24 protein-coding genes are annotated in these 23,112 nt (G+C 41.4%); 6 read left to right on the plus strand and 18 right to left on the minus strand.

What is annotated here, in order from left to right:
* Positions 1-132 precede the first annotated feature (132 nt).
* Positions 133-1,725: a S8 family serine peptidase gene (locus tag UYC_RS0114355; protein ID WP_016878456.1), complete on the minus strand. Its 1,593-nt coding sequence runs from the start codon at positions 1,723-1,725 to the stop codon at positions 133-135.
* A 334-nt stretch (positions 1,726-2,059) separates the two neighbouring features.
* Here UYC_RS0114355 and rpe point away from each other — a divergent pair, with 334 nt between their 5' ends.
* On the plus strand, positions 2,060-2,767 hold the full coding sequence (gene rpe, locus UYC_RS0114360; RefSeq protein WP_016878457.1) for a ribulose-phosphate 3-epimerase: 708 nt from the start codon (positions 2,060-2,062) through the stop codon (positions 2,765-2,767).
* Positions 2,768-2,858: 91 nt separating this feature from the next.
* Here the strand turns inward: rpe and hpsJ-A are convergent, their stop codons facing one another.
* From hpsJ-A to UYC_RS0114395, 6 genes are all read right to left on the minus strand, one after another.
* Complete coding sequence (gene hpsJ-A, locus UYC_RS0114365) at positions 2,859-3,581, minus strand: HpsJ-like protein, cyanoexosortase A-associated (RefSeq protein WP_026087719.1); 723 nt, start codon at positions 3,579-3,581, stop codon at positions 2,859-2,861.
* 293 nt (positions 3,582-3,874) lie between these two features.
* The gene (gene crtA / locus UYC_RS0114375; RefSeq protein ID WP_016878460.1) at positions 3,875-4,759 is read right to left on the minus strand and encodes a cyanoexosortase A; all 885 of its coding nucleotides are present in this window, start codon (positions 4,757-4,759) and stop codon (positions 3,875-3,877) included.
* Positions 4,760-5,304: 545 nt separating this feature from the next.
* Positions 5,305-5,817 carry a hypothetical protein gene (locus tag UYC_RS0114380; RefSeq protein WP_016878461.1) on the minus strand — a complete coding sequence of 171 codons (513 nt, stop codon included), beginning with the start codon at positions 5,815-5,817 and terminating at the stop codon, positions 5,305-5,307.
* Between the two features lie 76 nt (positions 5,818-5,893).
* Positions 5,894-6,328: a hypothetical protein gene (locus UYC_RS0114385; RefSeq protein WP_016878462.1), complete on the minus strand. Its 435-nt coding sequence runs from the start codon at positions 6,326-6,328 to the stop codon at positions 5,894-5,896.
* A 320-nt stretch (positions 6,329-6,648) separates the two neighbouring features.
* Entirely contained in the window at positions 6,649-6,831 is a 183-nt protein-coding gene (locus UYC_RS0114390) for a CsbD family protein (protein ID WP_016878463.1), read from the minus strand.
* Between the two features lie 293 nt (positions 6,832-7,124).
* Complete coding sequence (locus tag UYC_RS0114395) at positions 7,125-7,589, minus strand: hypothetical protein (RefSeq protein ID WP_016879554.1); 465 nt, start codon at positions 7,587-7,589, stop codon at positions 7,125-7,127.
* Positions 7,590-7,857: 268 nt separating this feature from the next.
* Here UYC_RS0114395 and uvrB point away from each other — a divergent pair, with 268 nt between their 5' ends.
* On the plus strand, positions 7,858-9,855 hold the full coding sequence (gene uvrB / locus UYC_RS0114400) for an excinuclease ABC subunit UvrB (RefSeq protein WP_016878465.1): 1,998 nt from the start codon (positions 7,858-7,860) through the stop codon (positions 9,853-9,855).
* 167 nt (positions 9,856-10,022) lie between these two features.
* Here uvrB and UYC_RS36555 read toward each other — a convergent pair whose 3' ends face one another.
* Positions 10,023-10,163: a ribbon-helix-helix protein, CopG family gene (locus tag UYC_RS36555; RefSeq protein ID WP_071588492.1), complete on the minus strand. Its 141-nt coding sequence runs from the start codon at positions 10,161-10,163 to the stop codon at positions 10,023-10,025.
* Between UYC_RS36555 and UYC_RS0114405 the strand changes: the two genes are divergently transcribed.
* The 3 genes from UYC_RS0114405 (at position 10,150) to UYC_RS0114415 (ending at position 13,714) form a co-directional block, all read left to right on the plus strand.
* Positions 10,150-11,457 (plus strand): RNA-guided endonuclease InsQ/TnpB family protein, encoded by a 1,308-nt coding sequence (locus tag UYC_RS0114405; RefSeq protein WP_235083166.1) that lies wholly within the window; start codon positions 10,150-10,152, stop codon positions 11,455-11,457. The two genes, UYC_RS36555 and UYC_RS0114405, sit on opposite strands and share 14 nt — an antisense overlap.
* Before the next feature lie 257 nt (positions 11,458-11,714).
* Positions 11,715-13,175 (plus strand): carboxyl-terminal processing protease CtpC, encoded by a 1,461-nt coding sequence (gene ctpC, locus UYC_RS35550; protein ID WP_016878467.1) that lies wholly within the window; start codon positions 11,715-11,717, stop codon positions 13,173-13,175.
* Positions 13,176-13,261: 86 nt separating this feature from the next.
* Complete coding sequence (locus UYC_RS0114415) at positions 13,262-13,714, plus strand: DoxX family protein (RefSeq protein ID WP_016878468.1); 453 nt, start codon at positions 13,262-13,264, stop codon at positions 13,712-13,714.
* Positions 13,715-14,172: 458 nt separating this feature from the next.
* Here UYC_RS0114415 and UYC_RS0114420 read toward each other — a convergent pair whose 3' ends face one another.
* The gene (locus tag UYC_RS0114420) at positions 14,173-15,807 is read right to left on the minus strand and encodes an alpha-D-glucose phosphate-specific phosphoglucomutase (protein ID WP_016878469.1); all 1,635 of its coding nucleotides are present in this window, start codon (positions 15,805-15,807) and stop codon (positions 14,173-14,175) included.
* Between the two features lie 198 nt (positions 15,808-16,005).
* On the opposite strand from UYC_RS0114420, the gene UYC_RS0114425 reads away from it, so the two are divergent.
* A complete protein-coding gene (locus UYC_RS0114425; protein ID WP_071588493.1) occupies positions 16,006-16,638 on the plus strand; it encodes an exopolysaccharide biosynthesis protein in 633 nt (210 codons plus the stop codon).
* A 152-nt stretch (positions 16,639-16,790) separates the two neighbouring features.
* Here UYC_RS0114425 and UYC_RS0114430 read toward each other — a convergent pair whose 3' ends face one another.
* From UYC_RS0114430 to UYC_RS0114470, 9 genes are all read right to left on the minus strand, one after another.
* Positions 16,791-17,342: a (2Fe-2S) ferredoxin domain-containing protein gene (locus UYC_RS0114430; RefSeq protein ID WP_016878471.1), complete on the minus strand. Its 552-nt coding sequence runs from the start codon at positions 17,340-17,342 to the stop codon at positions 16,791-16,793.
* A gap of 204 nt (positions 17,343-17,546) precedes the next feature.
* Positions 17,547-17,750: a putative nitrogen fixation protein NifT gene (gene nifT / locus UYC_RS0114435; RefSeq protein WP_026087720.1), complete on the minus strand. Its 204-nt coding sequence runs from the start codon at positions 17,748-17,750 to the stop codon at positions 17,547-17,549.
* A complete protein-coding gene (locus UYC_RS0114440) occupies positions 17,725-18,015 on the minus strand; it encodes a nitrogen fixation protein NifZ (RefSeq protein WP_016878473.1) in 291 nt (96 codons plus the stop codon). The genes nifT and UYC_RS0114440 overlap by 26 nt, the downstream gene beginning before the upstream one ends.
* A complete protein-coding gene (gene nifV / locus UYC_RS0114445; RefSeq protein WP_016878474.1) occupies positions 18,002-19,135 on the minus strand; it encodes a homocitrate synthase in 1,134 nt (377 codons plus the stop codon). Before nifV ends, UYC_RS0114440 begins: the two co-directional genes overlap by 14 nt.
* Positions 19,136-19,657: 522 nt before the next feature.
* The gene (locus UYC_RS0114450; protein WP_016878475.1) at positions 19,658-19,855 is read right to left on the minus strand and encodes a DUF2949 domain-containing protein; all 198 of its coding nucleotides are present in this window, start codon (positions 19,853-19,855) and stop codon (positions 19,658-19,660) included.
* A gap of 29 nt (positions 19,856-19,884) precedes the next feature.
* Positions 19,885-20,130 (minus strand): Asr1405/Asl0597 family protein, encoded by a 246-nt coding sequence (locus UYC_RS0114455; RefSeq protein WP_016878476.1) that lies wholly within the window; start codon positions 20,128-20,130, stop codon positions 19,885-19,887.
* 46 nt (positions 20,131-20,176) lie between these two features.
* The gene (gene cysE, locus UYC_RS0114460) at positions 20,177-20,938 is read right to left on the minus strand and encodes a serine O-acetyltransferase (protein WP_016878477.1); all 762 of its coding nucleotides are present in this window, start codon (positions 20,936-20,938) and stop codon (positions 20,177-20,179) included.
* Between the two features lie 663 nt (positions 20,939-21,601).
* Positions 21,602-22,492, minus strand: a complete 891-nt coding sequence (locus UYC_RS0114465) for an aldo/keto reductase (protein WP_016879557.1) — start codon at positions 22,490-22,492, stop codon at positions 21,602-21,604.
* A 32-nt stretch (positions 22,493-22,524) separates the two neighbouring features.
* Positions 22,525-23,070 carry a nuclear transport factor 2 family protein gene (locus UYC_RS0114470; protein WP_016878479.1) on the minus strand — a complete coding sequence of 182 codons (546 nt, stop codon included), beginning with the start codon at positions 23,068-23,070 and terminating at the stop codon, positions 22,525-22,527.
* Positions 23,071-23,112 lie beyond the last annotated feature (42 nt).

Here is a 23,112-nt window from a genome sequence, read left to right on the forward strand (position 1 = left end):
ATTTAAGAAGGCGTGGTCATCTAGTGGTTACAGTTTTAGCAACAGTATTCTTAGGGATTAGGGGCTAGGGACTAGAAAATTAAAAATTTTTAATTTTACATTTTTAATTTTTAATTGCTCTGTCCCCAATCCTTATTTCTTAGGTACAGTCCACCATGCTAAGGCGTAAGACTGAGTAGCCGTATTTACTTGTGTACGGAACTGAACGCGGATTTTATAGTTGCCTTGAGCAGGTACGGGACAGAATATATGCTCGACGCTATCGACTTCGCTGATGGAAGAACAAACAGTACCAGTATCTAAATCTTTGGCATCGGATTTGACTAGATGAATGTCAAGATTGTTCAAACCGCGATCGCGAAAATCTTCACCTGCATCATATAAACCATTTTGATTTTTATCGTTTAGTTCTACCAATCTGTTCCAAGCTACGGTGATGGCAACAAAACTGTTTTGCGGTAAGGGCTTTGCTAATGTATATTCTACAGATGCCCCAGTATTTACAGTGTTGTAGTCCCAACCAATAGCTGGCACAGGTTGAGAAGGGTTCCACTGACCAGCACTAAATTGCTGGTAAGCCCGAAAAGCATTTAAATGTCCTGTTCCCATTTGGGAATCTAAAGGTATTTTCGGGTCTTTATAGCTATCAGAAGCGAGCCAGTCTTTATTTTGTTTATCAACTAGTGTGCGAGTCATTCCCAGGCGTAAGCCATCACCGCTATCAAGAATCTTATCTGTTGAGTTCAGCAAGACTGCTTTCATTACTTCGTGTTGGCGAGAAGCGATACTCCAATTTTGTTGTTTTGTCCGCAGTTGGCGATCGCCAAATTCTTGTAGTAAGGCAATTGTACCTGTAACATGAGGTGCAGCAAAACTTGTACCCGTGACTTTATTCACTTTGCCATCGGGATTGAGCATAGGTATGTTATTGCCAGGGGCAACTAAAGCAATAGTACGACGCGGGCCTAAATTAATTTCCTTGCCAGCTAGCCGCTCTTTCATTGCCTCGCTAGTCGCGACTAAATTAGAAACGTCTACCTTATTAAAAATTCCTCCCCGACGAGAGGAAAAAGCCACGTTAACTCCATTAAAATTGTCAGTAGGGATGGGAATTCCTCCTTTTCCTTGGTTGCCTGCGATCGTGTAAAAAACATTATGAACACGACTAGACCAGTCAACACATTGGGTTAGTAAGGCGTTGCCATCCAAAACTGCCTCCGGACGAGGATCGCGGTGCAGTGGTTCGCCAAAGCTGAAGTTAATGGCACGAATATCACCACTATTTTGCAGGGCGATATGCTGTGCAGATAAGCACTCCTCTGGTTGACCCATTTTGGTAGAACCTACAGCAGATGAGTACAATCGTGCCCCTGGAGCAACTCCTGGGAATGCTTTATCTGTACTGACCATCACGCCAGCAACATTATAGGCGTGGGGATCAACACCATTATTCGACTTGGCAGGGCTATTACGTAAAAAAACACCCGCTATGTTTACAGAGCGATTTTTGGAGACGGCTTTATCTACCCCAAACATTCCTGGACGCCCAATCTCCACTTGACCAATGGCAATCTTGCGACCAGTCAAATTATACGGAGGTTTGCCTAGCCTTAAAGAATCAATGCCGTTAGTACCAAGGGAAGTTTCTAGAGTGAGAGCAACTACTGGTAAACTCAAGCAAGAAGCACTCAATCCCCAAACAATCCAAGTTAGTTTTTTCACCATAGTCAAGAGTCAACTGTTAATGGTCATTGGTCATTTGTTAGTAGGGGAGGCAGCGCGCCCTTGGAGGTTCCACGCCACATGCTTTATGCCGGGAAACCCGTCCACCGCAGTGGCTCCTCCGTTGTAGCGACTGCCGTGCGGGTTTATTTTAGATATTTCGTTATTTTGAGAGATTACTAATAAAACCCGCCCGTACAGTAGTTGGTTGTCTATTACTCCCCTTGTCTCCTTGTCCCCGTGTCCTCTTCATAAAGGGCATTATTTAAAGATGTAAGAGTTTGCTAAAGTTTTGTTACAATGTTTACAGAAAAGGACGCTTACATACCCACTAGCCATGACCGAAACCCTATCTAAAAAGCATATTGTGATTGCTCCATCTATCCTATCAGCGGATTTTAGTCGCTTGGGAGACGAAGTACGCGCTGTAGATGAAGCCGGAGCCGATTGGATTCATGTTGATGTAATGGACGGTCGTTTTGTACCTAATATTACGATAGGTCCTCTGGTAGTGGAGGCGATTCGTCCGGTTACGAAAAAGCCACTGGATGTCCACTTAATGATTGTTGAGCCAGAAAAGTATGTTGCGGACTTTGCAAAAGCTGGTGCAGATATTATTTCTGTACATTGCGAGCATAATGCTTCACCGCACTTACACCGCACTCTCGGTCAAATCAAGGAGCTTGGTAAACAAGCTGGTGTCGTTCTCAATCCATCCACACCTTTGGATTTAATTGAGTATGTGCTGGAGCTTTGTGATTTGATCTTGATTATGAGTGTCAACCCTGGTTTTGGCGGACAAAGCTTTATTCCAGGTGTGGTACCAAAAATCCGCAAGCTACGCCAGATGTGTGACGAACGTGGTTTAGATCCCTGGATTGAAGTAGATGGTGGACTGAAAGCTAACAATACCTGGCAAGTTTTAGAAGCCGGAGCAAATGCGATCGTAGCTGGTTCCGCAGTATTTAATGCTAAGGACTATGCTGAGGCGATTACAGCGATTCGTAACAGCAAGCGTCCTACACCAGAACTAGCAAAGGTGTAAATTAAGTACTAAGTAATTCCCAATCTAAATAGAAAGATAAAGGGCGATCGCTTGATTGATCGCCCTTTTTTCAAATCATACAAATAGCCTTCTATTTGTAAACTCTTGCCCAATGAGTTGCTTTCCACAGACTAATAAACAAAGCAGCAGAAACCAAGGCTCCCAAGTTCCATTTCACAGAATTCTTGATCAACTTCGTTCTCTGAGAAGACAGATTAGCTTGTGCTTGTGTCTGGATTTGTTCTTTAGCTTTAGAAAGTTCTGATAAAATTTTACTTTTTACTTCTTCAGGATTTTGATTATTTAATGAGCGACCTTGGCTTCTTAAAAAATTGTTAATTTGTTGGGGTGAGGCTTGACTGAGTTGCTTTTCTACTTGTTCAGCTTGAGAAATTTGTTGTTGCGAAACGGCATTTATTTGAGTAGTACTTGCGTTAGTGAGTCGGACAGTGTTAATAACTCCCAAAGGAATCATTAAGGAGAAAAATACTGCAAACAATAAAGTTAACCAAGACAGGAATTTCAAAATCCGAAATTCCCATTTGTTTCGCGCATATGTCTCTCCAAAAAATACCAATACTAATCCAATTAAAGGTACAGGTACTCGTTCGACAAGTGTTCCAAAAGTTTGAAATTCCCAAGCAGGATTCATAAATCCTGGCGGTACAAACATTTCTATAATATCGAATATTGCTAATAGTAATAGACCATAACCAAGTATTCGTAAAATATTCATTGAATCTGCCTGTTTATAGGCAAATTCTTGGAGTTCATTTAACACTGGCATGAATTTATCACTAGTTGATTTAGTCATTTTCCTCACACAATATATAAACAATATTTAGATGCATGAAAATTCAATAGGGGGCATCCCACTTTTTTAATCAATACCCTGGAAGGGTATTGCCACACAAACAAAACTTGCCTACGCAGTCTATAAACACTCATAGCCTGTGGGCATTTTTGTAGAGACATAGTTACTGCTACTTGATTGTTCTGATTTTGGCTGACTTATATTTGTTGATAAAAATATCTTGATTAAAATTAATATGATACTACTCAGGATAAAAGCTAAAAACGGAATTCGCAATTGTTGCCAATAAGCCATTACTTTTTCAACTCCGTAGAATCTTGATTATTTTTTTCCTGCTGTCGAAGCAAGAAAACATAGAACAAAGTGAATACTATGACTTGAATCATGCCAAATATGAGAGAACCATCACCCTCGTGCCAGTAATTAAACGCTTGCAGGTTCTTCTGTGCAGATATTACAGCTAAGAGAGAAACTCGTATCCCGTTGATAATAAATCCCAAGGCGATCGCCATAACCAGCACTAAAGTTCTCTGTTTGCGATGAATGGGAAATACTAGCAAACAAATCACAGCAATGCCCAGCAGATAGCAGATGGATTCGATGCCTGAACATGCTGAATAAACCTTGACACTTCCTGTTGGTAAATTTATGAAAACTCCCTGTAGGGATACTTCAAAACCAGAGTACCAAAGCAGAAAAGCTGAAAATTTGGCTGTCAAGGGAGAAATATCAAACAGAGATGATAGCACTAACTTTGGGATGCCGAGAAAAAATAGGATAGTTAGTTCCTGCCAATATTGCTTTAAACCTTTAAAACCAGAAGCTAATAAACCAACAGCTAAACCAGAAATCAATGGTGACACGCGAAGAAAAATTTCTAGTAAGTCACCATGACCAAGAGTAGCACTTTGCCAAAGTACAACACCAATTAACAATCCACCTAAAACGCTGGGAAAAATTCCACTTTCAAAATCAAGACTATGGCGTTTGTCTCCAAGTAGAGAAGCTACAGCTAACAAAAACAGTACACTCATTCCTACTTGAGCAACATCTCCAGATTTCCAAGTCAGAGTTAGGTTAATTGCAATTAAACCGGCTCCTATTCCTAATAGCCATAACTGAGTATTTTTTGGTGATTTAACTTTGGTGAATGGAATCGTTTTACATTTAGATGTCATTGAACTAACTGCGATCGCAACATCAAGTCGAATAGTAAAGTATGCGCATAGCTGTGTTCACCCCCACTTTAAGCAAGCGTAAGTGTAGCTTAACTGGGCATACCCAGCAGCACCAATCAGTCATTGGCACTTAATTACTTAGTTGTTTTTTTACTTCACTTGTTAATTTAAGTTTCAGTAATTATCCCACAATAATATGTGACTAGTGATAATTTTAACTTTGTCAAAACTTTATCATTGGTTTTGACTAGACTTGATGAAATCTTTAATTTTATTTAAGAAAGCAGTAAGCCACAAAACTCCAGATTCTTTGGGATTTACCAATGAATAATTAGTAATATCGTATTGTAATAATTCTGTAAAGTTTATATTCTCTTAATTCTGTAAAATGTATTTAATATCACATTAAATTGTAGCGTAGTAGTCTTGATTATAGATAGTGTAGGTAACAATGGCATCAAAAATCATATTCGATGACGTAGTATTTTAAAAGCAAAAAAGGTGGGATTTTACCCACCTTTGGTTATTATCCACACTTATCTAACTTACTTACGACCGCCCAACCACTTAGCTGCCGCCAATCCCAAAATTGCTCCGACGATAGGATTGCTGAGAAACTTCATAATCGCGGGTTGCTCTGCTAGTACTTCCCGGAAAACATCGGGATGGTTGTGATAAGCAAAAGAGGCAAGTTTGCTTACATCATCAGCATTCATGCGGTTGGGGTGATGGGTGGAAAGCCCTAATTGTTGCTCTAGATGGCGCTCATCCAGCCCTCTTTGCTTGAAGTGCTTGAAGAAGGCGCGTGCTACATCATCTCTTTCATTTGGTTTAATATTAGCGATCGCCTTTTGTAGTTCAGGCTCCATTTGGCTGGGAGGAATGCGCTCTGGATGTAAGGAGCGTTCAAACATTTGGCGACGTTGATCTAACGTGGTACGTTGAGCAAAATCATCAAAGTTTTGATACTCCTCGGTTGAAACATCATCGAGGGATTCGGTATTTCCTTGAGCCAAATCTCTCATAATTTGGCGTTTGTACTCATCGCTGCTAGTCACTTTACTAATCTCCTTATTGCTGATCGTGAATCGCTAATAGCTAACTTTTAATTGCGGTGAATATTAGCTATTAACCCTACGTGTACTGAACCTGATTGGATTGAACATCATAGCGAGCTGTCAAAATCAGCTGCTTGTCTGGTGCATAAATCAAAACTGTCAAATCTTGATTGGGAAAGTTCTTCCGGAAACCTTCAACTAGGGATCTTGCTAAAGTACGCACTTCATTGGGGCGCACTTGTGGAGAAATCACAACACCTAGCTTGTTGTTGTCACGCACATAAACATCTTTAACTAAACCCCTAGATGTTTGCACAACCCAATTACCAAAACTTTGCCCAGCAGGGGTATTTCCTCGCTCTAATTGTGCGGCTACATCCCGACCAACTCCGGGTGGAGTTGTGGTACGGTCAACTTGAGCGACATTACCACCGCAGGCGGTAGTAATTGTTAGAACTAAAATCAAAACAAAAGCCGTTAAAATTTTACGACTCTGCTGTAGCAGATTCATTCTGATTACCTCCTTTAAAAACTATTGCCACACTAGACCTTATTTATTGTTATTTTCAAAGATTTGAATTGATAATTCTTGTCTTTATATGAGGTCTAGACAATCATTAATTAATATGGGAGCACTTTCTTTAAAATTAACCCTCATACTCAAGAAATAATTATGAGATGAAATAAAAAGCCCGCTTACGCGGACTTCTAAGAAACCGCGCATCTATTAAGCGCGTTTAGTTAGTAGTTCTGGTAATTCGGGTAATTTTCTAAAGTGAGAGTGCACCCTGTTTAACCTCGTTGAATTCTTGAACTTGAAGAAAATTAATTCTAGTCAAGCTTTTTCTTGATATTGTCTTTTACGTCTTCAGTTGCATGACGTACTTCACTTTCTGCTTGTTTAGCTTTTCCTTCTGCTTTATCTTCTGGATCGCCAGTCACATTTCCCCATGCTTCTTGAGCTTTACCTTCTACATTTTTAGCTGTAGCTTTTGCTCTATCTTCTAAACTCATTTTTTTTCTCCTTATATTTATTGAATTTATCTTCAAAGTTGTTAATTCAACTTTGTTTTGTGATTACATTTACAAATTAACTGATTACTTTTGTTATAGCCTTCCGCCATAGGATATATTATCGCTCTATGCTAAAAGAGATAGAAAATTAGATCCGGGGATCAATTAGTAATTATTGCTAAATATCGATAAATATCAACTATTAACTACCATTAAATCAATAAAAAACCCGGTTTTTTAAGAACCGGGTTCAGAAAGTTATGGGTATTATTTTTTATCTATCTAATCTCTATCTAATCTAGAAAACCCATCAAATATTGAGAATCATCAATCTCATTTGATGCTACCGGACGATTACCCATTACAGAGTAGGTTTCAGAAATTACCAGTGAACTGGAAGCGATCGGGCGAATTCCCGATAAATTCATGCTGTCAACTACTTGAATAGTGTTTGCAGCAATGGGACGTATACCCATGATGTTCATTGTCTCTACAACTTGTAAGTTACTGGCAGAAATCGGACGTATGCCAGAAATTGAGACAGTTTCCGCAACCTCCAAGTCACTAGCACCAATCGGACGTATACCAGAAACAGCGAGGTTGTCACGGACTTCGAGTTTACCTGGCGAATCTAGCTGCACTGGTTGCTTCGTATTTGAGTTTTGACCCTGGTTATTTTCAAGTTCCACAGTATCCCCCTTTAACTTTGCACGTTTTTGCCGAGGACTGACTCCTTTGCCAGTGCTGCTCATAGTCATAAATCACACACCTCTAAATTATTAAGGAATTTTTAGAATATTTTTGAGAAGTCAAAATTTTCCTAATATATTTAGAGTTTAACTTTAAAAAACATTCTATATGTATAACTTTATTTAAAAGCTATACATAAGTCTTATTAATATTAAAGCTTTTTGCAATAAATTAAGAGATATTAAAATAATTTTTCAGTGTGATAAAGATGTGCATTGTGATTTGGTCAAAGTATGTATTCGCTACTATAAGGTTGGGTATCTATAGCAAAACTGTATGACAGAATTTTGTCTTCAAGCTCCCTTTAGTCCAACAGGCGATCAACCCCAAGCGATCGCTCAACTTGCAGCAAGTATTCAAGCAGGTCATCATTATCAAACATTACTAGGAGCTACGGGAACCGGGAAGACATTCACGATCGCATCAGTAATTGAGAAAGTTGGCAAACCGACTCTAGTTCTGGCACATAACAAAACTCTGGCTGCCCAGCTGTGTAACGAGTTGCGGGAGTTTTTTCCTAAGAACGCTGTTGAGTATTTCGTGAGTTACTACGATTATTATCAGCCAGAGGCTTATATTCCTGTTACTGATACGTATATTGAAAAAACCGCTTCAATTAACGATGAGATTGATATGTTGCGGCACTCGGCAACGCGATCGCTGTTCGAGCGTCGTGATGTGATTGTAGTTGCTTCAATTAGCTGTATCTACGGCTTGGGAATTCCTGCCGAATACCTCAAAGCTGCGATACCCTTCCAAGTGGGAATGGAAGTTAATCAACGGGAGATTTTACGAGATTTAGCATCGGTACAGTACAGTCGCAACGATTTGGAAATTGGCAGGGGAAGATTTCGGGTTCGGGGTGATGTGCTGGAAATTGGCCCGGCGTATGAAGATCGTATTATTCGGATTGAGTTCTTTGGCGATGAAATAGACGCTATCCGTTATGTCGATCCGGTAACAGGTGAAATTCTCCAGAGTTTGCAAGCAGTGAATCTTTACCCTGCACGTCACTTTGTCACCCCAGAAGACAGGTTAGAAGAAGCTTGTGATGCGATCGCTCAAGAATTAAAAGAGCGCAAAGCCGAATTAGAGGCGGCAGGAAAATTACTAGAAGCGCAACGTATAGATCAGCGGACACGCTATGACTTAGAAATGCTCCGAGAAGTCGGTTACTGCAACGGTGTCGAAAACTATTCCCGTCACTTAGCAGGAAGACTAGCAGGAGAACCGCCAGAGTGTTTGGTTGATTATTTCCCTAAAGATTGGCTGTTGGTAATCGATGAATCTCACGTCACTGTGCCGCAAATTCGCGGTATGTACAACGGCGATCAAGCTAGGAAAAAAGTATTAATAGAGCATGGTTTTCGCTTACCTAGTGCTGCCGATAACCGCCCTTTGAAAGCAGAAGAATTTTGGGCAAAGGTAAATCAATGTGTTTTTGTTTCTGCGACTCCAGGAGACTGGGAAATAGAAGTTTCTCAAGATCATGTGATAGAGCAAATTATTCGCCCCACTGGTGTAATAGATCCAGAAATTATTGTTCGTCCGACAGAAGGGCAAATTGATGATTTGTTAGGTGAAATCAAAGATAGGGTAGATCTCCACGAGCGGGTGTTGGTGACAACCTTAACAAAGCGCATGGCGGAAGATTTAACCGAGTACCTGCAAGAAAATAGTATTCGGGTGAGGTATTTGCATTCAGAAATTAATTCCATTGAAAGAATCGAAATTATCCAAGACTTACGCGATGCTAAGTTTGATGTCTTAGTTGGTGTGAACTTACTGCGAGAAGGATTAGACTTACCGGAAGTTTCCTTAGTGGCAATTTTAGATGCAGACAAAGAGGGTTTTTTACGTGCAGAGCGTTCTTTAATTCAAACTATCGGCAGAGCAGCACGTCACATTCGCGGACAAGCAATTATGTATGCCGATAACCTCACCGATAGCATGATTAAAGCTATTGATGAAACAGAGCGCCGTCGCGGTATTCAAATGGCATACAACCGGATGCACGGAATTACACCGCAACCAATAGTCAAGAAATCGAGTAACGCAATTTTATCTTTCTTGGAAGTATCGCGAAGGTTGAATGCTCAAGAGTTAGAAACAGTCGAGCAACATATAGATGAATTGCCGTTAGAAAACATTCCAGAATTGATTACTCAACTAGAAGCACAGATGAAAGAAGCGGCGAAGAAATTAGAATTTGAGGAGGCGGCAAAGTTACGCGATCGCATTAAGCATCTGCGTGATAAGTTAGTGGGAAGGTAAGCTAAACAAAAGTTAGATCTTTGGCAGACATAGGTATCCGTAATTATCTTTCCTTTTTCCTGCTTCCATCTAGACCCCCGCAATTCCCCCACCGCCAACGCTTCGCGTGTGGCGGTGGGGGAATTGCGGGACAATCTTGGGGGTTCAATGCCCCTAAGATTGTCAAATCAAGGCTTTTTAATCTTCTTTTTAAGACTACGGATAAATTCACGGATTACCTCTGTTTGAGTTCTATTCTCTTGCTGACAGTAATTTTTAAGGATTTCTAATTCTTGTTCTGGAAGTCTGATATCTATGCGTGTAGTCATACAAATGTACGGATTAATGCTGTACAATATTTGTATGTTACTCACTTACCAGTACAAACTCAATCCCACACCAGAACAGGTTGTCACGATGGAAACCTGGGGTGAGTTACTGCGTCGTCACTATAACTATGCGTTAGGGCAAAGACTTGATTGGTTGAACCGCACAAGGTCACAAATTGACCGTTGCAGTTTGATTTATGAACCAATTGGTGAGATACCGCAAAAAGTTGATTACTACACACAAGCGTCTGACCTCAAACAAACTAAACAACTGTTTCCTGAATACGAAAATATCTACGCCGACTGTCAACAACAAAACCTCATGAGGTTAGACAAGTCTTGGAAACGGTGGTTAATTCCTGACAAGAATGGGAAAAGGGGAGGACGTCCACGATTTAAAAAACGTGGCGAAATTTGCTCGTTCACGTTTCCGCGTGTCAACTGTGCCAAAGCTGGCGCACATCTAACAGGTAATACTCTCAAGCTTTCTAAGATTGGTGAAATTAATGTTATTCTGCATCGCCCAATTCCAGATGGGTTTGAAATTAAACAGGCAACTATTCTGAAAAAAGCTGATGGTTGGTATGTCAGTTTTTCTTTGGAAGATAAAAGCGTACCCACTGCATTACCTATTGATGAAATTAAAACTGCTACTGGCATAGATGTCGGGCTAGAGAAATTTTTAACAACTGCTGATGGGCAGAGCATTGAAGTGCCACAGTATTACCGCAAGGCTCAGGCAACTTTAGCTCGTCAACAACGTAAACTTGCAAGGTCTACCAAGGGGTCTAAGAACTACCACTCGTCAGTTAACAAGGTAGCAAGACTGCATTTGCACGTTGCAAGACAAAGGAAAGAGTTTCATTATCAAGTTGCTCATTGGTTGGTTAATTCCTATGACTTAATTGTTTTTGAAAACCTGAACATTAAGGGATTAGCTAGAACACGACTAGCTAAGTCGATACTTGATGTCGCTTGGGGCGCATTCCTCCAAATTATGCAAGCAGTAGCGGTAAGACGCGGCAAGCATACGCAAGGCGTTGACCCCAGAGGGACAAGTATCAATTGTTCTGGTTGTGGCGCGAGGGTTGAAAAAACTCTTGCAGTTCGTGTTCATAGTTGTTCTTGTGGGTTGGTTATTGACCGTGACTGGAACAGCGCACTCAACCTGTTAAAACTTGGGTCGGTTGGACTACCGATTCCTGGCTGTGGAGGCTTAGGGAATACCCAGCCTATGAAACAGCAAGTCTCGTTTGTGAATCCGAGATGCTCCCGCTACACTGCTTGCAGTTAGCGGTGAGAGTTGTCACGCTACCTGATACATCACTCAACAGGAACGGATGATTAAAATCCTACGTCAGGTGCTACAACAGTTGTCTGACAGAGATTTTTGAGGTGAAAATGTGTAAGCTACGCGATCGCTGACTTGCAGATACAAAAAAAATTTCTACAATAGCTAAAAAAGAAAAATAGTAACTGTTGCACATCTTCCTAGAATAGCTAGGTGGTTACAGATACTTTTTGACTATCTTGTGTAAAGTTCTTGTATTTATGATTCTTTCATCCCGCTTTCATGCAATTTTTGGTCTTATGGGTACTGTTGCGCTGCCATTACTACAAATTGAAATGGCGATCGCTTCACGAGCAAGGCTAGATACAGCTACTGGGCAGCAAAAAGTTCACATTGATGGAACAAAGACTGATTCTGAGGTAAATATAGTCAGCCAAGGCGATACGTACACTCTTTTGACTAACACTTCTCACTCACTCGCCTCAGCAGAACTAGCAAAGCTACCACAGCCAATCCCTGTTCAATCATTCAAACCTAGTACACAAACCGTTTCTAATTCGACGTTATTGAAGCGATCGCCTAAAGAATTAATAGATGAAGTTTGGCAAATTATTTACCGTCAATACGTAGACAGTAGTTTTAATCGAGTAAATTGGCAAGCTGTTCGTCGTGAGTACTTAAACAAATCTTACAGCAGCAATCAGGAAGCTTATAAGTCTATCCGAGAGATGCTCAAAAAGTTAAATGATCCATACACCCGGTTTATGGATCCCCAGGAGTTCAAGAATTTGCAAACGGAAACTTCTGGCGAATTGACGGGTATTGGTATTCAGATTGGTTTAGACGATAAAACCAAACAACTAATTGTGATTGCCCCAATTGAGGATACGCCCGCTTTTAAAGTCGGGATTCTAGCAAAAGACATTATCACCAACATTAACGGTAAAAGCACAAAGGGAATGGATACCGATCAGGCTGTATCCTTAATTCGAGGTGAACCAGGAACCAAAGTTAACCTGACAATCTTGCGGAACGGACAAAAAAAACAATTTACAATTACACGGGCGCGGATTGAAATTCATCCTGTCGAATTTTCTCAAAAGCAATCTTCGGCAGGGAAAATTGGCTATATTCGTCTCAAGCAGTTCAGCGCTAATGCCGCTAAAGAAGTGCGAGACGCAATTAAAAACTTGGAAAGCAAACAAGTAACTGGCTATATTCTGGATCTGCGAAATAATCCTGGTGGATTATTCTCTTCGAGTGTGGAAATTACTAGAATGTGGCTCAATCAAGGTGCGATTGTCTCCATGATTGACAGGCAGGGTGAAGTAGAACGAGAAGTAGCAAATGGACGTGCTTTGACAAATAAACCCTTAGTAATATTGGTAGATCAAGGCAGTGCAAGCGCTAGTGAAATCGTCTCTGGTGCTTTACAAGACAATAAGCGTGCTGTTTTAGTTGGTAGTAAGACATTTGGTAAGGGTTTAGTACAATCAGTGCGTTCCTTAGACGATGGTTCGGGAATAACAGTGACAATCGCCAAATATCATACTCCCAGTGGTAGAGATATTAACAAGCAGGGTATTAATCCAGACATAGCCGTGAATTTAAACGATAAACAACTACAAAATTTATGGCTTCAGGAACGAGATAAAATCGCTACTCTAGCAGATCCCCAATTTGCTAAAGCGGTGCAAGTCTTAGGCTCATTAAAAAGATAAATTACCTTTGCGGTGGACTAACTTTGGATAGAAGTGTACTAGCACAGCAGTATCTAATATTTAATCTGGTGTTGCTTCTGTTTGCTATGTCTTTTGTGCCTCAATTAGATCTTCGCCGCAAAGAAATCCTCCGTGGTGTTCTTGCCGTTTCTATCATCATCGTCGGTATCACTCATTTTATTCGACCGGAGCAATACGCCCGTATTGTACCGCCACCCTTTCCGCCATTTGCGTCTGTATACATCAGTGGAGTTTTCGAGATTTTAGGTGGCATTGGTTTAATGATTCCATTTGTGAGTGTGGCAGCAGCATGGGGATTGATTGCTTTGTTTATTGCCGTGTTCCCTGCCAACATTTACATGACTTTGCACAATATTAAAGTTGAGGGAATTCCCCACAATCAATTACTTTATTTGATAAGGCTACCCTTCCAGGCAGTATTAATTGCTTGGGCATACTGGTACACTCGCAATCCAGAAACACAAGTAGGAGCGTCGGAAGTTGTCAAAGAAGTAAGAAAAGCCAAGGCAAGCGGGTAATGGCTTATGCCATCTCCAAGCGCCGCACCGTTTGAGATTTTCTACTACTACTTGTAAGGTGGGCACTACCCACAACGTAAAATAAGGGTTTGGAGAGAGTTAGGCACTGCCCACCCTACAAAAAAATAATAGGAGAGAAAAGGCTCCTAGTAGCGTTTTCCTTGCAGAACTTGACTACTAATACAATAGACTTTTTGCAACAATCACGATTTAGGTTAATTACAACCACAGATAGACACCGATAAACATAGATTTTATCTGTGTCTATCTGTGTCCATCTGTGGTCGATTTCTTTGAATATAGAATGAGTGCAAGAGGTTTAATGCACTATTTTAGCTGTGCCACACCACTACTACTACTTGTAAGTTGGACACTGCCAACAACTTAAAAATAAAGGTTTGAGGAAAGTTAGACAGTGCCCACCCTACAAAAATTGCCGGCTAGAAGTCAATTAAGCTTCAAGTAATCACAGTTGGTTTTTCCATGCCTGTGAGTGCACGTACCTGGGCAACTTCATCTGCGATCGCTATTAAATCTGCAAGGCTTTGTTGCGGATCGAGATCGTGCTTGCTCGGATCAGGTTCATAACTTTCTAAATAAATTCGCAGCGTTGCGCCTTGGGTGCCAGTGCCAGAGAGGCGGTAGACAATGCGAGAACCATCAGTAAATCCAATCCTGATGCCCTGATTTTTGCTTACACTACCATCTACTGGATCGGTATAGCTAAAGTCGTCGCTGTACTCTACCTCGCGATCACCAAATTTTTTCCCTTTAAGAGTAGGAATTTGTTCGCGCAGTTTAGCAATCAATTGGTTCGCGCGATCGCTATCTATGGCTTCGTAGTCATGGCGAGAGTAGTAATTGCGACCAAATGAGTGCCAGTGTTCCCGCATCAGTTGCTCGACGGGTTGTTGTTTGACTGCTAGGATGTTCAGCCAAAATAACACTGCCCACAATCCATCTTTTTCACGGATATGATTGGAACCAGTACCAAAGCTTTCTTCTCCACAAAGAGTAATTTTACCTGCATCTAACAAGTTACCAAAGAACTTCCACCCCGTCGGTGTTTCGTAGCAATCGATACCCAAACTAGCAGCAACTCGATCAACTGCTTGACTGGTGGGCATAGAACGCGCTACTCCTGCTATGCCATCTTTGTAACCTGGAACTAAGGTGGCATTAGCTGCTAGAACTGCCAAACTATCGCTCGGTGTGACAAAAAATTTGCGTCCCAAAATCATATTGCGATCGCCATCGCCATCAGAAGCAGCACCAAAGTCGGGAGGATTTTCACCAAAAAGTATCTCTACTAAATCGTGAGCGTAAACCAAATTTGGATCGGGGTGTCCACCGCCAAAATCTTCTAAGGGAGTACCGTTTTTTACCGTACCTGCGGGTGCGCCTAGTCTCTGCTCAAATAAAGCATGGGCATAGGGGCCAGTAACTGCGTGCATTGAATCTATGCACATCCGAAACTTACCACTAGTCAGCATTTCACGGATTTTGTCAAAGTCGAATATTGACTCCATCAACTGTTCGTAGTCTTGCACGGAGTCAATGACTTCTACTACCATGTCTCCTAATTTGAATTCACCCAATGTATCCAAATCTACATCAGGAGCTTCCAGAATTTTATACTTGTCTATGACTTTGCTTCTCTCAAAAATTGCTGCTGTCACCTTTTCTGGTGCAGGGCCGCCATTACTAGTATTATATTTGACGCCAAAATCTCCATCTGGGCCGCCGGGATTGTGGCTAGCAGACAAAATTATACCACCAAAAGCGTTGTACTTACGAATTACACAGGAAGTCGCTGGTGTAGACAAGATGCCTCCACGACCAACTTTTACCCGTCCAACACCATTAGCAGCAGCCATTTTCAGGATGGTTTGAATCGCTTGCCGATTATAGTAGCGACCATCACCGCCCAAAATCATGGTTTGCCCCTGGTAATCTTCGATACTATCAAAAATCGATTGAATGAAATTTTCGAGATAGTGGGGTTGCTTAAACACAGAAACTAATTTTCGCACACCGGAAGTGCCTGGTTTCTGGTCTAAAAAAGGTGTAGTCGCAACTGTTTTAATGTTCATTGGAATACATCACTATCTGGGAAGTGCAAGCAGTAAGCCTTCAGCCGAAAGCTATCTTACATTTTGACAGGGAAAGTATCCTTTAAACATCGTTCTTGTTATGCTGTTGTTTTTCTCTCTACTGAGTGTTGCACGTAAAGCTGTAAGTAGCAATGAATGTATTGATGATCAATACCAGCTAAACTTAGCTCCTAGACTATGCCCACCTCATCCCTATTACGAACAAAATTACAAACTTCAAAATTACTACAGGATTTCTTACAAAGACATTCAGGAGAGCGTATTTACCTGAGAGACTTGCTGAATGAGATGAGCAATCGGGCTTTTGCTCCTCTGATATTTATTTGTGCGTTACCAGAAGCATTGCCACTACCTGTTGCTGGAGTTTCTGCGATTATCGGCATACCTTTGATGATAATATCAGGGCAGTTAATGTTGGGTTTTTCCAAGCCTTGGCTACCGAAATGGATAGCAAATCGCTCTTTGAAACGCAAAGATTTCGAGAAAATTATCAAAAAAATTCTGCATTATCTGCAAAAGTGTGAAAGAGTGATTCGCCCACGCTGGCGATTTGTTACTTCTCCTTTAGCACAGCGCCTGTTGGGCTTATTGTTTCTTGTTCTTGCTTTTGTGATTGCTCTGCCAATACCTTTTGGTAATTTGCCACCTGCCGTTGCTATAGCCATTATTAGTCTAGGCATCATCGAGCAAGATGGGGTGGTGATAGTTTTGGGTGTTTTGGCAGCCTGTGCAATTCTCGTCATTATGGCGAGTGCGATCGCGGCTTTGTTATCTGCGGCACTGGTACATTTGGGGATAGGTGATAGGTGACAGGGGACAGGAGACAGATGAGTTTAATTGTTCTGTTCCCTGTAACCTGTACCCTGTTCCCTTTTATTAGCGATCGCATATTCAAGCAAAACAGGCAGACAAAGCCTAAATCCCGTCTACCCATAAAATTAATTACAAAATTTGTTTGCGATTTATTGCTGCAACTTATATAAATGACTCTCCAATAACGATGCGATCGCCTCTGGATGTACTTTTTTGTATTCTTTGTGTCCAAGTTGCAATATGCAGTTGGGTGCGTTATTACAACGCTTTAAGCAGCCAGTAGTTTCGATAACGACTTGATCTTGAAGCCCACGTTCGCACAAAGTCTTCTCTAATTCTGAGAGTAAACCTTGACCACCCCGTTTGCGACAGCCAGATTTTTGACACACCAAAATTTTGGCTTTCGGTGGCAGGGGCATTTTTTGGCTTGGGCAAATACCAAGTGGTTTTACCCCATAGACTTTGAATTTGATTTTGCCTGTGTGAGAGTTTAACTTACTCAAACCAAAAACGCTAATGATTTCACCAATTTCTAGATGTTGATTGAGAGAACAACGCAACTCCTTGGGAATTTTTAGTCTTACTTCTCCCGATGCGATCGCTACTCGCAAATATTTACACGCTCCTGATGAATCGCCCACAAAACCAAGGAATTGCCCCTCAAGGTTAAACTCCGATAAGGTTAGGTACTTATTGCTCATTTTCTACTTTGGATTTGAGGTTATTAATTGTTAGTAGTTAGTTGTTAGTTGTGATAACCACTAACTACTGTACGGGCGGGTTTTGTTGACTATCTTTCGGTTAAAACCAGCAATTTATCTTCTAAACCCGCACGCCAGTTGCTACAACGCGGGAAACCCGCAAGGGCGCACTGGCTCCCCTACTAACCACTAACTATTCCCTATCTATGCAAGACGTTTTGCTTCAAAAGTTTGAGGTAATACTAGCGGATCTGGTAAGTTAGTAAATAATAGTTCCCAACCATTTGCTAAAGTAAAAATCTTGCCATCGGCTCCATCTGTTTCTTTAACAACTTCTTCTTCCAAATCTTTTTTGGCAACGTAAACCATTAAAGTACCAGCGTTATTTTTGCGTAGCATTACCTTCATTATCTTTAGCCTCTACAAGTTCTAGTTCTTTTGCACGACAACCGATGATGAACCCTGTATGTAAGAAATGCACCGCATAAATATAAGACCTTTGTAAAAAGGTACCTATACTAGCGACATAACCAATATCTCCAATATTTGCTAATACTTTCCCAATTTCTTGTCCGGGAAAAGTCCCATCATTTTTAATTAACTTGCGAACTCGGACTTTATCACCTATTTCAAAAGCAGGTGCATCATCTAACTCAAATTCATCCGATGGCATGAGAGTATCTCACTTCTTTAACTAAATTCAATACTTCTTGTGCGCTTAAGCTACGTTTTTTCTGAACTGATTGTTTCCGCACAGCATCCAAAACATACTGGCTTTCTTCTACACTGAGGGTAATGCCATGTTGTAGTAGTAAATTAGATAGTAAGTGTCTGCCAGAATGCTTGCCTACAACCAAGCGCCGCTCCCAACCCACCTCTTCAGGTGCAAATGGCTCATAGGTGGAGGGGTTTTGCATGACGCCGTGGGCATGAATACCAGATTCGTGAGCAAAGGTATTTTCGCCAACAATTGCTTTCCAGGGCGGCACACTGCAACCTGATGCCGCAGCTACCAGTCGAGACAGTTCTAACAAACGCTGGGTGTCGATCCCAGCATCGAAACCGTAAATGCGCTTGATTGCCATGACAACTTCTTCTAAAGCCGCATTACCAGCTCTTTCACCCAATCCGTTTACCGTTGTATTTACCGACATGGCTCCGGCTTTGATACCAGCTAGAGCATTGGCAGTTGCCAAACCAAAATCATTGTGAGTGTGGATTTCCACCGGAATCATCAAAGCTGCGACTAGGCGATTCACTTTTGTATATGTGGTAAACGGATCGAGAATGCCAACGGTATCGCAGAAACGAAACCGCGATGCACCCCATTCTTGGGCATAATGAGCTACATCAAACAAAAAGTTATCATCGGCTCTAGAGGAATCTTCGCCTCCTACTGCAACCCAAAGACCGCGATCCAAAGCAAAGCTGATACTATCTTTGAGTTGTTGTAATGTTACTCGCCATTGACCGTGAAATTTAGCAGCTATTTGAATTCCAGACACAGGAATAGAAATATGCACTCGCTCCAAGCCACAAGCCAAGGAAGCTTGAATATCTGAGATTACGGCACGGTTCCAGCCTAGCAAATTTGCAGACAAACCTAAGTCAGAAATGGCTGCGATCGCTCGCATTTCTTCCTCACCCATTGCTGGAATACCGACTTCTAATTCGTGAACGCCGATACTATCAAGAAATTTGGCGATCGCTACTTTTTCTTGTAAGTTAAAAGCAACACCTGCCGCTTGTTCGCCGTCACGCAAAGTCGTATCATTAATTAAGACCTGATTCATTGCAAAAATACCTCTTAGGCAATGTTTTTCATACCATTTCTGGTCTAGTGCCCTAAAAAATTACTGGTAACGAGCAATGACTTAATAAGGGATGAAGTATGAAGTATGAAGTATAAATTAGTAAAATATTTCATCCTTTATCCTACCCTACTCTGCGGGTTCTCCTATGAAGTACGTGAAGCCGCTCTAATGGGGCGTCTACACCCTTTAGCCTTTCTCTTCATTCTTACTCGATTACCAATTTGCATTCTGTATGACAACAAACCAGGAATAAGTATAAATTAAAAATTATTTTCCCCAGAATGATTAGGGATTTTATCGAGTAGCATATAGCTCATATATGTATTGGCAATTCCTGAGAAAATCAATAAGCTTAATCCAGCAATTAAAGTACAAATCATCGTGTTAACCTCAACGTAAATGTAAAATTTTTGTGTGCTAAGTAGAAGGCAGAAGGCAGAGGGCAGAAGATAAAAGGCTGTTTCCACCTATTTTCTAGAAGTAGAATCAAAAATTATCTAACTAAACTTGTTCTTCTAGCCAATCAAATATCCGTTCTAACTGCTCTATATCTACTAATCCGTATTGCCAAAGCAGCATTGGTAAGGGGCCATTTTCTACCTCGCGTTTTCGTAAAGCTACAGCAATATCTCTTCTTGTCAGTTCAAGTTCTTCTTGCAAAAAATTGATAAATTTTATATCAGTGTTACAGTTAACCATAAGAGAAGATTTGACAAAAAATTAAATAATTACAACTGCCAACATTGCTCTAACCAATCAACTAATTCTTGACGAGAAGCCACAAATTGCTTGACAGTACTATGAACAAGAATTACTGTTAAACCACTATTTATATGTACTCGTAAAGAACCATCAGGTGGACACGAACAGGGAATCATTAACTCTTGCAAACGGTGATAAATTCGCCAGCGATCGCCTAAAGGAATTTGCAAAATATGATCACCTAAGGCGTTAGAACTACTGTGTTGTAACATTCTTCATTTGTTAGTAATGGGTGAATAACAAATAACTACCTTCTGCCTACTTTCGCTTATCCGCTACGCGTCTACTGCCTTCTTTTAGAATTTGCAGTTGTTGTTCGAGTTGCTCTATGCGTTCTAGCAAAGAGCGAATCACAGTTGCTTCTACATCCGGAAGCTTGTTATGTTCCAAAGGAGAAAGATTAGCAGACTGCTTGCGGGAAATATTGCGTCCGGGAATTCCCACTACAGTACAATCAGCAGGGACATTCCGCAGCACAACCGAACCTGCACCGACACGAACGCGATCGCCAATGTGAATATTGCCTAAAACTTTCGCACCCGCTCCCACAACAACGTTTTTGCCTAAAGTAGGATGGCGCTTGCCAGTTTCTTTTCCGGTACCGCCAAGGGTGACACCTTGGTAAATTAAGGTGTAGTCTCCAACAATCGCAGTTTCGCCAATGACAACACCCATACCATGGTCGATAAATACCCCTTTACCAATTTCTGCACCTGGGTGAATTTCAATTCCTGTCAAAAATCTTCCCACATGAGAAATTAAGCGAGGGATAAAAGCCACCCGGTGACGGTGCAACCAGTGGGCAAGACGATGCAAACACAGAGCATGAAATCCGGGATAGCAAAATAGCACTTCCAACCAATTGCGTGCTGCCGGATCGCGCTCAAAAATAATCCGAAAATCACTTAATAATGGCTCAAACAAAACGTCAGTAACTAAAGACGACTGTTGTTCTGTATTTGCACCATCCTGGGTTTGTGCAATTTTGGTTTTCCGACTCGGCTCTAAGGTCTGTGGCATCGTTAATGCTCTGATAAAAAGCAGTGCGCTATTTTCTGCTTATATCAGGCACCTTGCGATCTGTTAGTACATTCGGTGTCGATTGGATTTATTGGATTGATTAAGCTTGTACTCAAAAGCCCCAACCCCGATTTAATGGAAATTTAAAATTTCTGTGGGGGTAGGGGTGTTAGTATTTTTAGGATGGGGGTTCTAGTATTTTTGGGTGAAGGGCTAGGTATTTTGGTACTCAAGTCAAGCGCCTTGCTTTTAATGTTTTGCAACGATTGAGCAAAATATTTTTGCATAACTTAACGTGTACTCAACCGTGCGGAAATATGCGGTTTTTAGTATGAACAGTAAAAATTCTGTATAGGCAGTTACTATCAATATTTTATTATTTTGTTGGTGAAAAAACAAGTCGGAATTGGGACTCAAACAGAAAAGATAGGGACGAATAGAATTCGCTAATACACAGGCAAAGCCCACGCAGGTGGGCTAATATCGTTTCACTTTAAGATTGATACAAATAGGGAGTGGGGGGGAAAGAATTAAAGGCTAATCATTGGTATCAGGCATTTCGTGAAATGGCATAACGTCAAAATGAACTTTTTCAATCTTTGCCTTGCAGGTTTTGTTTGTGTAGCTGTGATTTCCAATCGCCGAGTTTGAATAAAATTTGACTCACGAGACAACCTCTAAGCTCGCTATTTCGTCAGGCGTTAACTGAATTGACGCAGCGGCAATGTTTTCTTCTAAATGGCTGATGGTCGTTGTGCCAGGAATCAAGATAATATTAGGTGCATAATGTAGCAGCCATGCCAACGCAATTTGATTGGTTTTCACGTTATGGCGATCGCCAATTTCTCGCAAGTTTCCGCCTGCATCAGCTAGGGGTGCACCCCGCTTCAGTGGATGGGCATCAAGAGAGCCATAAGGGATGAAAGCAATAGCATTTTGAGTGCAATAGTTGAGAATATCGACATGAGTGCGATCGCGAATGCTAAAGCGATTTTGAACAGAAGCGATCGCCACAATTTTTCGGGCTTCTTCCAATTGGTTGAGTGTCACGTTTGACAAGCCAATATGGCGAATTTTGCCTTCGCGCTGAAGTTCAGCGAGTGCTCCCACCGATTCGGCAAACGGCACATTGGGATCGGGACGATGCAGTTGATACAAATCGATGCGATCAACTTTTAACCTTTGCAAACTTGCCTCACAGCCACGGCGCAGATTTTCGGGGCTGCCATTGGCACGAATATTATCTGGTGCAGGTTTGTCAATCCCGCCTTTTGTTGCGATCGCCAGATGTGATGGATAAGGGTGCAAAGCTGAAGCAATCAACTCTTCGTTAAAACCAGGCCCATACGCTTCAGCAGTATCTATGAAATTTACTCCCAGTTCAACAGCACGCCGGAGTAGATTTTGCCCACCTTCCCAGTCAGCGTAAGGGCCAAAATTGCCTGGTTGTCCAGTTAACCGCATCGCGCCGTAACCGAGACGATTGATAATTACGTCTCCTCCCAATTCAAAGGTTGGGGGAACAGATGGTTGTTGCGAAGTCATGTTAGACATGGATGTTTACCGTTGTAGAATAAATTTCTGCCTTAGCGTCCGTCAGAGATGTGTTCGTGAATTATTCGCCAACCTTCGGGGCGACGCTCCCATACCAATGTAAAATTCTTACGTGTAGGCGTTTGTTTGCCGTCTAGAGAAGTAAAAGTACCGAATCCATCAAATGTGGTTATCGCCCATGTGCCATTGATTCGTACCCGAACGTTTTTGATTTCCTGCTCGAAGCCTCCAACTTTCTCAAAAATGCGTGGCCAAAGGCTGCGATAATTTCTATAGCCGTTGATTCGCGTACTTTGGTTTGGAGCGATCTGAATAGCTGCCAAATCCGTATCAATAGCCGTTAACTGGTCTGAATTTGCATAAAGTCGATCGGCTGGCTCAATAGAGAATTTGCCACTTTTTTTAGTCCAAAGCGCTCGATAGTCTTTCTCTACCAACCTTTGCAACGTTGCCTTTTCTTCCAGGTTGGCTAGAACCAAGTTTGTACTGGTTATTGTGGTGAGGCACAGAAGTAGCATTGCGGTTGTCGCTACTGATGTACGGCGTAATGGTTTTTTTGCTGCAATATTCATAGCCATTGATATCTTCTGTCAGATTATTTTTGATTGGAAACATCATTT

Origin of the sequence: Chlorogloeopsis fritschii PCC 6912, from assembly GCF_000317285.1 — a bacterium.
GTDB lineage: Bacteria > Cyanobacteriota > Cyanobacteriia > Cyanobacteriales > Nostocaceae > Chlorogloeopsis > Chlorogloeopsis fritschii.